Annotated in this window: 14 protein-coding genes and 1 riboswitch; of the genes, 10 read left to right on the top strand and 4 right to left on the bottom strand. The window is 56.5% G+C overall.

Features of this window, described 5'->3' with window-relative positions:
* Window positions 1–58: 58 nt before the first annotated feature.
* The 3 genes from IDH45_RS01160 (at window position 59) to IDH45_RS01150 (ending at window position 3,114) form a co-directional block, all read left to right on the top strand.
* Window positions 59–721 (top strand): nitroreductase family protein, encoded by a 663-nt coding sequence (locus IDH45_RS01160; RefSeq protein WP_190923845.1) that lies wholly within the window; start codon window positions 59–61, stop codon window positions 719–721.
* A gap of 157 nt (window positions 722–878) precedes the next feature.
* A riboswitch (purine riboswitch) is annotated at window positions 879–983 on the top strand.
* Window positions 984–1,215: 232 nt separating this feature from the next.
* A complete protein-coding gene (locus tag IDH45_RS01155) occupies window positions 1,216–1,824 on the top strand; it encodes a xanthine phosphoribosyltransferase (protein ID WP_190923844.1) in 609 nt (202 codons plus the stop codon).
* On the top strand, window positions 1,825–3,114 hold the full coding sequence (locus IDH45_RS01150; protein ID WP_190923842.1) for a nucleobase:cation symporter-2 family protein: 1,290 nt from the start codon (window positions 1,825–1,827) through the stop codon (window positions 3,112–3,114).
* Window positions 3,115–3,185: 71 nt separating this feature from the next.
* On the opposite strand, the gene IDH45_RS01145 is transcribed toward IDH45_RS01150, so the two are convergent.
* On the bottom strand, window positions 3,186–4,229 hold the full coding sequence (locus IDH45_RS01145; RefSeq protein WP_190923840.1) for a DUF7309 domain-containing protein: 1,044 nt from the start codon (window positions 4,227–4,229) through the stop codon (window positions 3,186–3,188).
* 95 nt (window positions 4,230–4,324) lie between these two features.
* Complete coding sequence (locus IDH45_RS01140) at window positions 4,325–5,275, bottom strand: TRM11 family SAM-dependent methyltransferase (protein ID WP_223836278.1); 951 nt, start codon at window positions 5,273–5,275, stop codon at window positions 4,325–4,327.
* 159 nt (window positions 5,276–5,434) lie between these two features.
* Between IDH45_RS01140 and IDH45_RS01135 the strand changes: the two genes are divergently transcribed.
* Genes IDH45_RS01135 through IDH45_RS01125 form a run of 3 tightly spaced genes read left to right on the top strand, consistent with a single transcriptional unit; the run spans window position 5,435 to window position 6,712 of the window.
* Window positions 5,435–5,713: a hypothetical protein gene (locus IDH45_RS01135; protein WP_190923839.1), complete on the top strand. Its 279-nt coding sequence runs from the start codon at window positions 5,435–5,437 to the stop codon at window positions 5,711–5,713.
* Window positions 5,714–5,758: 45 nt separating this feature from the next.
* The gene (locus IDH45_RS01130; RefSeq protein WP_190923837.1) at window positions 5,759–6,070 is read left to right on the top strand and encodes an MGMT family protein; all 312 of its coding nucleotides are present in this window, start codon (window positions 5,759–5,761) and stop codon (window positions 6,068–6,070) included.
* Between the two features lie 9 nt (window positions 6,071–6,079).
* Complete coding sequence (locus IDH45_RS01125; protein ID WP_190923836.1) at window positions 6,080–6,712, top strand: TVP38/TMEM64 family protein; 633 nt, start codon at window positions 6,080–6,082, stop codon at window positions 6,710–6,712.
* Window positions 6,713–6,725: 13 nt separating this feature from the next.
* Here IDH45_RS01125 and IDH45_RS01120 read toward each other — a convergent pair whose 3' ends face one another.
* Both IDH45_RS01120 and IDH45_RS01115 read right to left on the bottom strand, forming a co-directional pair.
* Window positions 6,726–8,195 carry a methyl-accepting chemotaxis protein gene (locus tag IDH45_RS01120; RefSeq protein ID WP_190923834.1) on the bottom strand — a complete coding sequence of 490 codons (1,470 nt, stop codon included), beginning with the start codon at window positions 8,193–8,195 and terminating at the stop codon, window positions 6,726–6,728.
* Window positions 8,196–8,530: 335 nt separating this feature from the next.
* The gene (locus tag IDH45_RS01115) at window positions 8,531–9,661 is read right to left on the bottom strand and encodes an ATP-binding protein (RefSeq protein WP_190923833.1); all 1,131 of its coding nucleotides are present in this window, start codon (window positions 9,659–9,661) and stop codon (window positions 8,531–8,533) included.
* Window positions 9,662–10,061: 400 nt separating this feature from the next.
* Between IDH45_RS01115 and IDH45_RS01110 the strand changes: the two genes are divergently transcribed.
* The 4 genes from IDH45_RS01110 to IDH45_RS01095 all read left to right on the top strand — a co-directional run bounded on the left by IDH45_RS01110 (window position 10,062) and on the right by IDH45_RS01095 (window position 14,443).
* A complete protein-coding gene (locus tag IDH45_RS01110; protein WP_190923831.1) occupies window positions 10,062–10,556 on the top strand; it encodes a GyrI-like domain-containing protein in 495 nt (164 codons plus the stop codon).
* 198 nt (window positions 10,557–10,754) lie between these two features.
* Window positions 10,755–11,792, top strand: coding sequence for a fatty acid desaturase (locus tag IDH45_RS01105; protein WP_190923829.1), 1,038 nt, complete (start codon window positions 10,755–10,757; stop codon window positions 11,790–11,792).
* Window positions 11,793–11,904: 112 nt separating this feature from the next.
* Window positions 11,905–12,387, top strand: a complete 483-nt coding sequence (locus IDH45_RS01100; protein ID WP_190923827.1) for a helix-turn-helix transcriptional regulator — start codon at window positions 11,905–11,907, stop codon at window positions 12,385–12,387.
* Between the two features lie 301 nt (window positions 12,388–12,688).
* Window positions 12,689–14,443 (top strand): hypothetical protein, encoded by a 1,755-nt coding sequence (locus tag IDH45_RS01095; protein ID WP_190923826.1) that lies wholly within the window; start codon window positions 12,689–12,691, stop codon window positions 14,441–14,443.
* Window positions 14,444–14,472 lie beyond the last annotated feature (29 nt).

The following is a 14,472-nucleotide window of genomic DNA, read 5'->3' as shown; positions in this document are numbered from 1 at the left end:
TGCGTAAGAGGTAGCTTTTCTTGGTACAGAAATCCCTATCAACTAAGGAGGAATTATAATGACACAGGCTCAAACGATTCAAGCGACGGAGCAGCAGCCTTTTATTAACGTAATCCGGGAGCGTCGTTCGGTACGTGCGTATGACCCGTCGGTACGGATTTCCCGCGAGGAGATGAACGAGATTCTGGGGCAAGCCGTCCTCGCACCATCTTCGTCGAACCTGCAGCCATGGCGGTTTCTGGTGATCGATACGCCGGAGCTCAAGCAGAAGCTGCTGCCGATCGCTTACAATCAGCAGCAGGTCGTAGACGCTTCGGCGGTGATCGCCATATTGGGCGATGTCGAGAGCTATAAGAAAGCCGAAACCATTTACACCCAGGCCGTAGAAGCAGGTTATATGCCGGCTGACACCGCCAAATCGTTTATCGAACGCACGGTCGGCATGTACTCGAAGCTTCCCCCGGAAGTCGCCCGCCAAATCGTCTATACGGACGGAGGGTTGGTCGCGATGCAGCTTATGCTTGTCGCCCGGGCCAAAGGCTACGATACGGTACCGATGGGCGGTTATGACAAGGCGAAGCTGGTCGAGGCGTTCGCCATCGCTGATCGATACGCTCCGGTTATGCTGGTAGCGATCGGGAAGGCGGCGAGCCCCGGCCACCCGACCACCCGTCTGCCGCTCCAGGAAGTCGCGTTCTACAACGAGATGCCAGCGGAATAACCGCCAGCCTCCTTCCGATACGAAGACCTTCGCTCCCGCTGCTGGCGGGTTGCGGGGGTCTTTGCTGCTTGTGAACGGCTACATGCCGGAAATTCTCGAATATTGTCGAAAAATCAATATTTCCCTCTTGAATCGGAGAAGTGGAGTGTGTATGATACAACATAGAATTGAAATGACTCCTATAATGTTGGGAATATGGCCCAATAAGTTTCTACCGGATAACCATCGTAATTGTCCGACTATGAGTGGAGAGCGAGTGCGCCCGTAACCGTTCATTCGGCGGTACAGGCCCTGTTCGCGTACACCATAAGGGAATCAACCCGTAGGGACAAGCTTCGCTTGAGGAACCGCTCAAGAAGTTTGTCCCTTTTTATCGTTAAACCATTCAAGTACGTGTTCCAAAAGTCCGGTTCGATGTCGAGCAGGCTTCCTGATCGGTTTCGTGATCAAAGTGGACTTTTTGAACAACCTCTTAAAGGAGCGTCGGTTGCGAAATGAAAGTACTTCAAGAACGAATACGCCAAGACGGGCTCATCTTGTCCGACACGGTGCTTAAGGTCGATTCCTTTCTGAACCATCAGGTAGACACGCAGCTCGCGCTGGAGATCGGGCAGGAGTTCGCGCGCATCTTCGCCGGCCGGCCTGTGACCAAGGTGCTCACCATCGAGGCGAGCGGCATTCAGTTTGCGATGGCGGCCGGCATCGCGCTGGGCGTTCCTTTTTTATACGCGAAAAAGAAAAAGGCGGTGACGCTCTCCGAGCAGGTGTATTCGGCGCCCGTTCATTCATTCACCCGTCAGGAGACTTACCAGGTCAGTCTCTCGCAAAAATATTTGGGCCCGGGCGATAAAGTCATCATTGTAGACGATTTTCTCGCGACGGGAGCCGCCCTACTGGGGCTGGTCGATATCGTGGAGCAGGCCGGAGCGGAACTTGTGGGAGTAGGCTGCGTCATTGAGAAGAGCTTCCAGGAAGGCCGCGGCTTGCTGGAGCAAAGAGGCGTGCGCGTTCATTCGCTGGCCCGCATATCGTCGATGTCGCCGGGTGAAATTAACTTCATAGAAGACGAGCCTTCCGTGTCCCGGATCAAGGAGAAGGTGTAGATGCTAAGCAAGCAGCGAGTGATTACACTAGGGTTTCAGCACGTGCTCGCCATGTACGCGGGCGCGGTTATCGTTCCGCTTATTGTAGGGGGAGCGCTGAAGCTGAGCAGCGAGCAGATGGCTTATTTGATCGCGGCTGATTTGTTTACGTGCGGAATCGCCACGATTTTGCAGGTGATGGGCTCCAAATATTTCGGCAGCCGCCTGCCGGTTGTGCTCGGCTGCACCTTCACCGCCGTAGGTCCGATCATCGCGATCGCCTCTACCTCGAATTTGGCCACCGCGTACGGGGCGATTATTTTGTCAGGCTTGTTCGTCGTGCTGGCCGCGCCTCTGTATGGGAAGCTGCTGCGGTTTTTCCCGACGGTTGTGACCGGATCGGTCGTCACGATTATCGGGTTATCGCTTATTCCGGTTGCAATGAACAATGCGGCGGGCGGCCAAGGGAGCCCGGACTTCGGTATGCCGCGCAATCTGCTGCTTGCGCTCGTTACGTTAATCGTGATCCTGCTCGTGAACCGGTTTGCCAAAGGGTTTATCCGGGCCATCTCGGTACTCGTTGGACTGGCGGTCGGAACGGTGGCCGGTTATTTTATGGGCATCGTCCAATTCTCGTCAGTGACGGACGCTTCGTGGGTCAGCATCGCCCAGCCTTTTTACTTCGGCATGCCGGAGATCAGCCTAACGGCGATCTTCACGATGATACTCGTTAATATTGTCAGCATGGTCGAGTCGACCGGCGTTTATTTGGCAGTCGGGAAGGCGACGGACCAGAAAGTCGAGCAGAAGCAGATCGTGAACGGTCTTCGGTCCGAAGGTCTCGCCATCATGCTCGGCGGTTTCTTTAATGCTTTTCCTTATACGGCGTTCTCGCAAAATGTCGGCTTGATCGCGCTCACCCGCGTCAAATCCCGGGACGTCATCTTCGCCGCGGGCGGCATTATGGTGCTGCTCGGGCTGCTGCCGAAGCTGGCCGCACTGACGACGGTGATCCCGAACGCCGTGCTTGGCGGCGCGATGATCGTCATGTTCGGCTCGGTGGCCGCTTCCGGCATCTCGATCTTGTCGGAGGTCGATCTCCGCCAAGAGAGGAACCTGCTGATCGCCGCATGCAGCATTGCCGTCGGTCTAGGGTCCGCGGTGCTGCCGCAAATGTTCGATCAACTGCCGGATTTCGCTAAAATGCTGCTGCAAAACGGGATCGTCACCGGCTCACTGACGGCGATCGGCCTAAATCTGTTTATTACGAAGCCTAATGAGGAGCCGGCTGTCGCCGAAAGTCATCCCTGAACCAATAAAAAACGTTCCTGATCACGTAAGTGCGGGAACGTTTTTTTGTCGTGTGTCTGCCAGCGGGCGGCTTAGAAGCTTTCGTTAATCGCTTCCTTGGCGTCCAGCAGAGCGTCCAGTCGCGAATGGAACCGAAGCGGGATGCTAAGCTGCTCCGCGCTGATTTTTAAGGCATAATAGGCTTTGACGGAACCGACCTCGATTCGGGCGGGTTTGCGGTTCATCGTCTTCAACAGCTCGATCAGCTGTCTCACATATTCCTCCCGGCAGTCTGCCTGCTCCGCAAGCTGGGCGCTGATAATCATCGACGTTTTCCCGTCCACCCATATACATAAGCGCGGATAGAATGGGCGTTCTCCCCGCCCGCCGATCGTTACCTTCGCATAATCGAAGTCGGTTTGCCAGACTTCGCGGGACTGTTTTATTTTATTGCACTGTCGGAGAGCCAGCTCGTCCGGAAACGTGTAAGGCCCGATCAGGCTTCCTTCGGCACGCCAAGGAAGCCATTCGTCCTGCCAGAAGATGCCTTCTGGGGTTTGACGAGGAACCCGGTGCAGACGTTTCTCCCCTATGCCTTCATCCGCTTCGTCGTGCCCGAAGTAAAGCTTGTCATTTTGCCGGAACCGGTCCGCCACCTCATACGCTTGTTCCAGTGCGACAGTCAAGAAGCGGACCTCTTCCCGAGTCAAGCTCCAAGGGACGAAGCCCGGCGAATAGTTGCGGAATTGCGGCCACTCGTTAGAGCCACGGAATTTATAGCCGAGCTCGCGGATCAGACTCAGATCCTTCTTGTCCAGTTTGGTTCGATCCTCGAAATTGACATAGATCGCTCTCGCGCTGAACATGACTTCCTTGCTGTCTCCCTTAAATGTATCGAAGTCGCTGCGAATTTCCTGAAGAAACAAAGGTGCGGTCTGGCCCAGATACACATTCAGACCGTAATCCATTCCTCCCGCGCCTAAAGTGACGCAGTACCCGATCTCCCCCGTATACGGGTCCGTGACGGCAAAGTAATCTTTGTCCTCCATCCATTCCCAGCTTGCTTGTTTCTTGAACTGTATAGCCGCTTCGAACAGCTGCCGCCATTCTTCCAGAGCGATTGGTTCGTCGTTCATGTATCCTCAACTCCATTCTATTTCCATTATGCAAAACAGCGGATGTAGAAGCAAGATGCTCCGGGAGTCATCCGTCCCGCCGTCGAACGAGGCGTTCATGTGCAGATCAGGATGTGCCTGGAAAAGGCTCCTTTCCGCACGGCGCAGCGATCCCGGATTGCGAACCCGGCGCCGGTCACCTGCTCGTCGATGTCGCCGGTGGTTACGATCACCGCTTTATTCGCGATGCGGCGGGTATGATGCAGGATGGACAGCTGCTCCTCCGGCGAAATCCTCGTCACCCGGTTGTAAGGCATATCGACAATCGCGGCATCGTAGCTTGCCTCGATATCGGCGATTGAGCCCAGGGCGACCTCTCCGGTCAGGCCGAAGGAAGCGATGTTCGCCCTGGCGCCGCGGACAGCGAGCGGGTTGATGTCGCGACCGGTGATGGCGATGCCCATCGAGAGCGCTTCGACCAGTACGGTTCCGATCCCGCAGCACGGATCGATCGCTCGGATAGCGGCCTGGGGGTCCGGGACGGCGATATTGACGATCGCTCTGGCGATTCGGGTCGGGAGGGCGATGGAGTAGCTATGAGGTTTTTTCATATGGTGCAGCCAGACGGGCTCCGCCTTCCGATAACGGCCGAAGTACCATCTGCCGCCCACCGTCACCACCCCGAATGTGTGGTCCGGCTTATGGACGTCGGCTGTACCGGCGATCGAGGCACCCAGCTCCCGCTCGATAGCGCGTTGTCCGGCATATTCGATGTTGTGCGGCGGTTCGAGGTCGTTCTTCTTGACGAAGATCACTTTGAACGTAGATCCGCTCAGTTGCAGGCCGGGCAGCTGCCGGGCAATCGCGGAGACGCTGTCCCCCTGATACAGCACGTCGATCCGTTCTTTGACGAACGGGCTTCGGCTCGGCTCGAACGCCACAGGGCTGCATAAGAGATGCGAGCCGGCGGAGGCATCTGCGCCGAATACGGTCCGTTTCTCCAAAGCGCACAAGGGGAATTCATCTTCGTGACAAGCAAACGTATATACAAACAGCGGGGTATGCAAGGGACGACCGACCTTTACTATAGAGTATCTTCACCATACTCCGATCGACCCGGAAAAGCAAAGCGGCGGAACTGCCGTAAGCAGCTTCGCACCAAGGAGCGGCAGATGGCGGCAGTATGGTACAATGGCAGTAACTTGTCGAATTAGGAGCTGAACCCATTGACTGCAGAAGTAAATCAACAAGAATTGGTGCAATACATCGCGAACCGCACGAAGCTCGACCCGAAGCGGATTCAGCTCGTCCTGAAGCACGAACAGGCGTTCATGAGCGGGGCCAAGGCGAATGCGAAGGGCGAGGTCGATATCGACGGCGACGAGCTGGTCGATTATGTGCTGAGCCGGCCCGATGTGAAGCTGGACGAGTTGAAAGTAGAGGCAATCCTCGATGCGGAGATGGACTATCTGATCGAGCAGGGGCTTGCCGATTACGACGATTAAGAGGAGGAGGACCGCCAGGTCTGCTCTTTTCTTGGGGGGAAACGGATGGAACCTTACACACAGCGGGTCGTGGACATTATTAAAAGCATCCCGGAAGGGCGCGTCATGACTTACGGGCAAATCGCCGGGCTCGCCGGAAGCCCTAGAAGCGCAAGGCAAGTGGTGCGCATTCTGCATTCGCTCAGCAAGTCCCACCGGCTGCCATGGCACCGGGTCGTAAACGCCAAGGGGGAAATTGCGCTTCCGGATGAAGGGCGCCTGGTTCAGACGCTCCATCTGGAAAGCGAAGGCGTGGACATCGACGACCAGGGGCGGATCGATCTTACCCGCTTCCGGTACGAGCCGGACCCGGTATAGGAGTCAGGTATGGTCAAGAAGCTGATCTTGGCGATCGTCTACATAGGAGCCGCATTCGGGATATACCGGTACGGGGAGAACATCATGGATTGGTTCCGTCAGTCGGATCAGGTCGTGCTCGTAATGATTATGGCGACGGTGATGGCTTTATTTCCGGTTATTCCGTACCCGATCGTCGGAGGCGTGATCGGGGCCGCCTTCGGCCCGATTACAGGAGCCGGGATTACTTGGGTCGGCTCGGCCACGGCCTCCGTCCTGATGTTCGTTTTTGTCCGGTACGGCTACCAGGAGTGGGGGATGCGGATGCTCCGCCGGTACAGCGGGATCGAGAAAGTGACGCTGCTTTTTGAACGGAATGCGTTTCTCGCGATCCTGTTCGCCCGGCTCCTTCCTTTCGTTCCGTCCTTCGCTATTAACATCTACTCGGCACTAAGCCGGGTATCGGTTGCGGTGTACGTTACGGCCTCCTCGGTCGGCAAAATTCCGGCGATGCTGCTGTTCGCCCTGGTGGGCGACAGCCTGATGTCCGATCCCGGCAATATCGCGGCAGCGATCGGAGTATACGCCGTCTTTCTTGCGGTTACGTTAGGTCTGTATCGTCTGTGGCACAAGCGGAAGGAGCAGGTGGGCGAGCAGCTGTAAGGGAATCGTTCCGTCAGCGCCGCTCCGTCATTTTGTTCAGTTCCGTAGCCAACTGATCCAGTTGCAGGAAGCTCTCGACGATCTCCTGAATCCGGCTGTCCTGCGTATTCATACTGGCCGCCATCTCCTTGATCGAGGCTGTATGTTCTTCGGTCAGCCCCGCAATCGTTACGATTTCCCCGGTTATTTTGACATATTGGTGATGCAGATCGTCGGCCGACTGCTCCACCTGAGCGGATTGCTCTTCCACCTTGTTCGAGTTGCCGGACAGCCGCCGCATCGCTTCGGCGACCTGCTTGGCGGCATCGGCGCTTTCGATGACGGTCCGCTGACCGAGCATAATTTGCCCCGAAGCCTGATCGGTCTTCGTCCGGATCGTCTCCAGGATGTCTACGATCTGCTCGGTCGACTGTCTGGATGTATCCGCCAGCTTCCGGATTTCACCCGATACGACCGCGAAGCCTTTGCCGTGCTCTCCCGCCCGGGCGGCCTCGATAGCGGCGTTCAGCGCGAGCAGATTCGTCTGCGCCGAGATTTGATGAATCGTCGTGACGATATCGCTGATCCGGCTGTTTTGCTCGTTCAGCTCGTGCATCAGGGAGACGGCCCGGTTGAATGTCTCGTGGACTTGATCCATCTTTTGTTCCAGCGATTGAGCTTCGGCGGCGCCGCTTGCCGTCAGCGTGACGGAACTTGCGGACAGCTCCCGCATCTCTGTGGACCGGCCGGCGAGGGAGGCGACCGCCTGCTCGATAATCTGGACGGATTCGCTGATGGCGGAGATGCTGTTCGTCTGCGTGTCCGTGCTGGCCGTAATTTCCGAGAACGCGGCGGTTACCTGATTGGATATGGTGCTGGTCGACGTCACGTTCAGCTTGAGCTTCGAGCTGAAGTCGTTCAATAAAGTCAGGGAAGCGGACAACTGATCGATCAGCGCCTGCGAATGCGCCTGCTCGTCGATCGCCTTCTGCTGCTGGGCGGCGGCCTCGGCCTGCAGCCGTTCGCCGAATTTGGCGGATACGAGCAGCGGGATGACGATTAAGGCCAAGTACATCGTAATCGTAACCGGATCGTTGATCCCGAACATCTCGTCCTTATAGGGACTCACGAATAAATAGATCGTCAGCCCGAAGCCCAGCAGGGCGGAAAACGCGATCGCCCGGAAGTTCGTATACAGCGTCATAATGGCCAGGTTGACGAATACGAGGAAGTACGTCGTAATAATCGGCCCGGTCCAGATGAGAAGCAGCGTCAAGACGGTTACGATCGCGGCTATAAAATACATCACGTAATCGGCCAGCCACCGTTTAAAGGTCAGAATCGTCGCGGCCCCGCAGGTCACCGAACCGACGATGATCAGCACGATGACGGAGCTTGCGGGCGCGCCCGTTAAGACGTCGACGGCAATCCCCAGAACGAGCATCCCCCAAAGAATCGCCACTAACAGTTTGTTTCTGCGGTGCAGAGTTTCCTTATGATTCACCGACATCCACCTTCCGACTATTCGTACGAAGCCAGAGCTCATGGTGCGTCTTGTAAAGTAGGATCTGACATCGTTACTAGGTATAAGGGCATGTGAAAATAATACCATTCCTGATGAAATACGCAACCATAGACCTAGTCGTTGCAGTCCGGATGCATAAATGCGGGAGGAGGCGCAGCGCGAAGGGAATAAAACGCCTGCCTGTTCGACAGGAAAAGGCTTTCCCGAGGTTTGCGCTGCGGCCTGCGGGAAAGCCTATTTAGTAAAAGCGGCAAGCCCCGGGTACGGACCCGGCGGGGTTGCAGCGGAGAACGGAGGCGGAACGGTCGTCCGGGTTACTCCGCCTCGTTATAAAACCGGACGGCCAGCCCCGGGTATGCAGCCGATATTTCGTCTGCCAGGCCGCTCAGCCTTGCCGGAGAGAAGGAGGCGCGGAAAATGTCCGGATCGGGCAGAAACGTGACGCTGGTTCCGGTCTCCTTCGTCGTTCCTATGGTTATGAGGCCGGTCTGAGGGATGCCGTGCTTGTAGTCCTGGCGGAACGACTTGCCTTCCCGGCGAATCCCGACGGTGAGCTTCTCGGAGAGCGCGTTGACGACCGAGATGCTAATGCCTTTCTCCCCGCCCGGCGCAAAAAAGGAAGCTCCGTCGCTGCGCTGGACAATCCGGGTCAGAACAGCCTGGACACCCGGCGTGTCGGTGCCCGGAAGCGCCTGAACCGGGATGCCCCGGCCGTCGTCGGCTACGGTGATGCTGCCGTCGCCATGCAGGAAGATGTTCGCTTCCGTGCAAGATCCGGCCTTATGCTCCAGAATCGTATTGTCCACCACGGCCAGGAGCAGGAGGTGAGGATCGTATTCCTCGGAAGCTGCGCCTAGATACGCGCCGGCGTTGCTCCGCGCCTCGGCCAGTTCCATGTAATCGCTCGTATCGAGCAGGTCGGAAGCGGCGGAGAGCAGCAAGAGGAGCGGCAGAGCCCGATGACCGGGGAGCGAATAACGTCCTCCGCGTTCTTCCTGCACAAGCAGATTTGCGCCGAGCAGTGCTTTGATGTGATGGTACAACTGACCTGTCGTGCCCATGTTCAACCGCTCGACAAGCTCGGCGCCCGTAAGCGGCTCGGTCAGCACGGACCGGAGAATGTCCAGGCGCTGCTTATGCCCGAGTGCGGACAGCACCTTGGCCACTTTGTCGCCGTCCAGGCCGAGCAGCTCGCTGACCCGTCTCTCCCGGGGTTCCCAGCGGTATCCCCATTTCTCCCCGCGGTATTGGCCGGAATAAAAGATGCCTCCCGCTTCGCCCGGCCGTTCTTGCAACTGCGCCGAAACCGTCATGCCGGTCTCCGCAACGTCTGTTTGTGGGGACGCCTTGCCGGGGTTTGCCTGGACCCATTGCCTGACGAGCTGCTGAAGCTCGCTCAGCCCGGCTTTTACGGCATCCAATTCGGCTCCATAATCTCGTGACATACAACCACCGCCTAATAATTATTTAACTACGTAATTACGTAATTGGATAAATAATAAAATAGGGAAGCCAGGATGTAAATAACAGCCAAGCCCCGAAAGCGGAAACTAGTCTGATCTCTGTAACGCGATCCCGTAGTGAATCCGGCTTGCGCCTGGCCTATAGGAGAAGGGCAGGGGAGGCTATCGAACGAGGTTCGGGCCGCACTTCCCCGTCCAGCTTGTATAAATCTTGACAGGCTGTTGTCATAGTTCCTGTTGTATTCTGGTACCAAGTCAGAGCTGATTCTGTATCCCGTAATCGCAAAGGGGCTGCCTAAAAGGTAAAGCCGATACTTTTATTGGAATACTTTAGCCAGACTTACTACTAGGGATACGCCTAAGAAAAAGGATGAGTATACGGATGAACAAACAAGCCCAGCATAAACCGTCGATTACGATCACAGGAATTGCCGCACGTACGACCAATGCCCGCGAGAAGGGGCCGGACGGCCTGCTGCCTCAGCTATGGAACCGTTACTTTCAGAACCCCGGTCCGGTTCTCCCGGGAGGAGACAATCCGCACTTGCTCTATGCCGTCTACACCGACTACGAAAGCGACGTTAACGGTGCATACACGGTTGTGATCGGCCATCCATGCGGCGGGAGCGAGGAAGCGCCTGCGTCCGATCCCGGTATGGAGCGAGTCGTAGTGCCGGAAGCCGACTATCTCGTCTTCGAATCGCGTAGAGGCCCCGTCTTTGAGGTCGTGCTGGAAGCATGGCAGGAAGTGTGGGCTTATTTCCAGGATTCTCCGGTTCAACGGGCGTATACGGGAGACTTCGAGCTGTACGACACCCGGCAGTTCGATCCTCAACACGCAGTCGTTCATTTGTATATTGCCGTTCGTCCTGCTTGATAATGAGCATCGTTCAACCCAAATGCAATCCTCCGGACACGCGTCAATGCGAAAATGGGGGATTTTTACATTAAAGGAAGAAGAATCTGCGGGTTTATTTCTAAAAAACTGAAACTTATGACCCATCTGAGCGTAATAATAGGATTAGGACAAAATAAGTTCGGGTATACCGGGGTCGAGGAGAGGAAGTTATTACACATGCAGCAAGAGGAACAGTACGGCTGGCGCAAAGAAATTGCGCCCTATGAAAGACCGCAAATCAACGTTAGTGTGCGGCAGATTATTAATACGATTGGGCCGTTCGTTCTTCTATGGATATTGGCTTATCTGAGTTTATCGGTTTCGTATTGGCTTACCCTTGCCCTGGTGATCCCCGCAGGCGGCTTTCTGGTCCGGGTGTTTATCATTTTTCATGATTGCTGTCATAAATCGTTTTTCAAAAACAAGATGGCGAACGAAATCGTCGGGACGATCACAGGCATTATGACCTTCTGTCCGTTCCATCAATGGCGTCATACCCACTCCGTCCATCATGCTTCCAGCGGAAATCTGAGCAAGCGGGGAGTCGGGGATATCTGGACGATGACGGTCGAAGAATATGTAGAATCCTCGTGGCCGGTCCGACTGTTTTATAGGCTGTATCGCAATCCGTTTATTATGTTTGTCATCGGACCTATCTATATTTTCCTGATCGACTACCGCTTTAACCGGAAACGCGCCGGGGTCAAAGAGCGGATGAATACGTATATAACCAATGCTAGTATTGTAGGAATCGCGGGTCTGCTTATCTGGCTCGTCGGCTGGCAGGCGTACTTGCTCGTACAGGGGCCGATTTTCTTTTTGTCGGGCATGGCGGGCATCTGGTTGTTTTATGTGCAGCACCAGTTTGAAGACACCTATTACGAACGGGATGAGAACTGGGATTATGTAAAAGCGGCGATGCAGGGAAGCTCCTACTACAAGCTGCCTACCGTGCTGCGCTGGATTACCGGCAACATCGGATTCCATCACATCCACCATCTCAGTCCGCGCGTGCCTAATTATCACTTGGAATCAGTGCATAATCTGAATCCGCGCTTGCAGGATGTGCAGACCATTACGCTAACGACGAGCTTACGATCGCTTCGCCACCGGGTATGGAACGAGCAAACCCAACAATTTTTAAGCTTTCAAGAGATCAAGCCGCTTCTGGCGAAGCGCAAGCCAAGACGGACAACGAAGGTGCAGAAGGTATAACGGTCTCCGCCGCACCGGCGCTTGGAGATGAAGGGATCGATACGGAGACGGGCGAGCTGCTTGCAGCGGACGCCCGTCTTTTCCCGTTGCGGGGCCGGCTTCTGGCTCCGGCTTGACCGTCCAAACGCTGCGTCATAAAAAGGACGTACCCTTCGACGAAGAAATCGCGCTGCTCGACATCCGCAAAACGCTGCTTTTGATCCGCCGCTATTTCCGCGAGGGGTTGGACGCAGGCGGTGAGCAGGACCCGGCCACGCGGCAGTCGATTCAATGGCTGATCCGGTATATGGAGACGAACTACTACGACCCGCTCGACTTGACGCTGCTGGCCAAACGGGTGCACTTCAATCCGTCCTATCTCGTCCGGGCGTTCAAGAACGAGGCGGGCGTTACGCCGATGCATTATTTGAACAAGCTGCGGCTGAGCGCCGCTGTCAGTTATTTGGCGAATACCGAGATGGGCATCCAGCAAATTGCGGAATCGACGGGGTTCAACAGCCTGCATTACTTTTCCCGACTGTTCAAACAGAAGTTCGGGTGCAGTCCCAGCCAGTGGAGAGAAGAACTGAATCGCGGGCGCGCCGGCGCCAAGTAGAGAGCCTGGGTACTTCAGGCTTTTTTTGTTGCACGCAGTTTCGCTCCGCAGGTCAGTTTTGTGCAACGAAGGAGGTGAAGCGATAATAAGAAAGCGGTTTCTTATAGAGCCTGAAAGCGATGATAGGTTCAGATCATCTAACGACAGCCTGCCGGGCGGTTCAGTATGATTAAGGTGTAATCGGGAGCAGGACTCGCCGGATGAGGAAAGCGAGGGGCCGCCGGGCCGGGCAAGCGGTTGGAGCGGCAAAGGAAGGGAATTGGGGCAGTCCATTCAATAGCCAGCGGGGAGTGGAGCGAGGATGACGACGAAATCGACGGAAGACTTTGCACGGGCGGGTGATGGAAGTAAGGGACGACGCGCTTTAAGCAGGAGGGAAGTATTGGCATCCTTATCGGTTGCGGGGGCCGCCGCCGCAGCGGGTCTCTGGTTCGGGGAAGCTACCGGTCATGCGGGAGCGGCGGCGATGGCCTACCCGGGCCATACCGTGACGAATGCCGTATATGGTCCGGATCAGGAGGGCTGCTGCTCGCCGCTGTACAGCTTCGACCATGTGGCGGAGATGAAGCTGGCCGACATCCCTGCAGGGAAGATCGCATCCACCGTCTCCTATTATGCAGGGTGGGAGGCGACACCGCTCGGACCGCTGGGCGGAGCGTATTACGACATCGTGGAGCCGGCTGATTTCTCGGGAACGCCGGACGGCTTCGGCGACCATGTTTTGGCGAATGGCAATATCGCGGTGCTCCGCAAGACGGGCGGGCTGCTTGCCACCCGATACGGCGCAAAAGGCGACAACGGTGCTACCGATTCGTACCCGCAGCTTCAGGCCATGGCGCTGCAATTGAAGAAGCAGGGCGGCGGAACCGTCGTGCTGGACTGGGCGGGCGAAGCCTACGGGATCAGCGAGTCGATTACGCTGTGGAACAACTCGACATTCGGCGGACCCAATTGGTTGAAAGTGATTGCGCAAACGACCTATGATGCGGCGGTAACCGGCGTACCCGGGGCCAAAAACGTGCATATCCCCGAGCTGAAGGTCGATTGCAGTTTTATTCCGGCCCAGGGCGGGCTGTATTTGCGGAGAAATCATACGGAATGGCATGCGGGCAGCATCACGGTCAAAAATGCGTTGCACGATAAATCCCGCAAAGGGGGAAGGGCGGTTACGTGCGAAGCCGGCGTCAACCTGTCCCTGTACGGCGGCAGGAAAGCCGTCATCGGCGGGATTATCGCGATCGACTGTTATATGGCGCTCTGTCTGGCGGGCGGAACGAATCAGGAGGACACCGGAGTCGTCGTCCACAGTGTCGTGGCGGAGCGGTGCGAGACGGTGATCGGGCTGTTCGGCAATACCGCCGGCTATCCGCATCCCGGCGCGAAGATGCAGCACGTCGTTCAGCAAGTGGCGGCCCGCAATTGCGGAAAGTCGGTCAAGTACAATCGTCCTCACGGCGCGTTCGTATCCGACCGCGGCTCCAACGTGCGCATCGGCAGCTTCTCGCTGCATAACGACCCGGAATACGGCGCTATCGGTTCTCTGTTCATGGGTGATTGGTCCAATGTTGTAATCGACGGCGGGACGTTTATCGGCGATTGTACCAGCCTGGTCTCGTTCACCCGTTTTTTCGAAGCCGATACGATAACCGACGATGTGTTCTCTACGCTGAACAGCGAATTCGTGGGCATCCGGCAGATCGGCACGTGTACGAACGCCGTAACCGCCAGCAAATCGGACGATCTCAAGGTGCGCGATACGGAAATCGGAATCTACACGGATATCGTAACCTCGGGTCTGGTGCTGACGCCGGCGATTGCTGCCAAAACTACGGTATACTGCAAATTCCGAAACAAGCAGCATAATGCGCGGATCGAAGGGTTTGCCAGCGCGATCGGTTCCGCCCCGCTATTGTCCGATTACGCGAATGCGTCCGTCGTATACGGATTGACGGTTCATGCGCCGGGATATGCGGACGACGCCTCTGCGGGAGCGGGAAGCTTGGAGGCGGGCCGCGTATACCGAACGCCGGCGGGCGAAGCGAGAGTGAAGCTGTAGAGCGGACGGCCGCTTCACCGGAAGGCGGA

Source organism: Paenibacillus oceani (assembly GCF_014705615.1).
Taxonomy (GTDB): Bacteria; Bacillota; Bacilli; order Paenibacillales; family NBRC-103111; genus Paenibacillus_AB; species Paenibacillus_AB oceani.
Note: the sequence above shows the minus strand (reverse complement) of the source record. Positions and strands in the feature narration are given on the sequence as shown.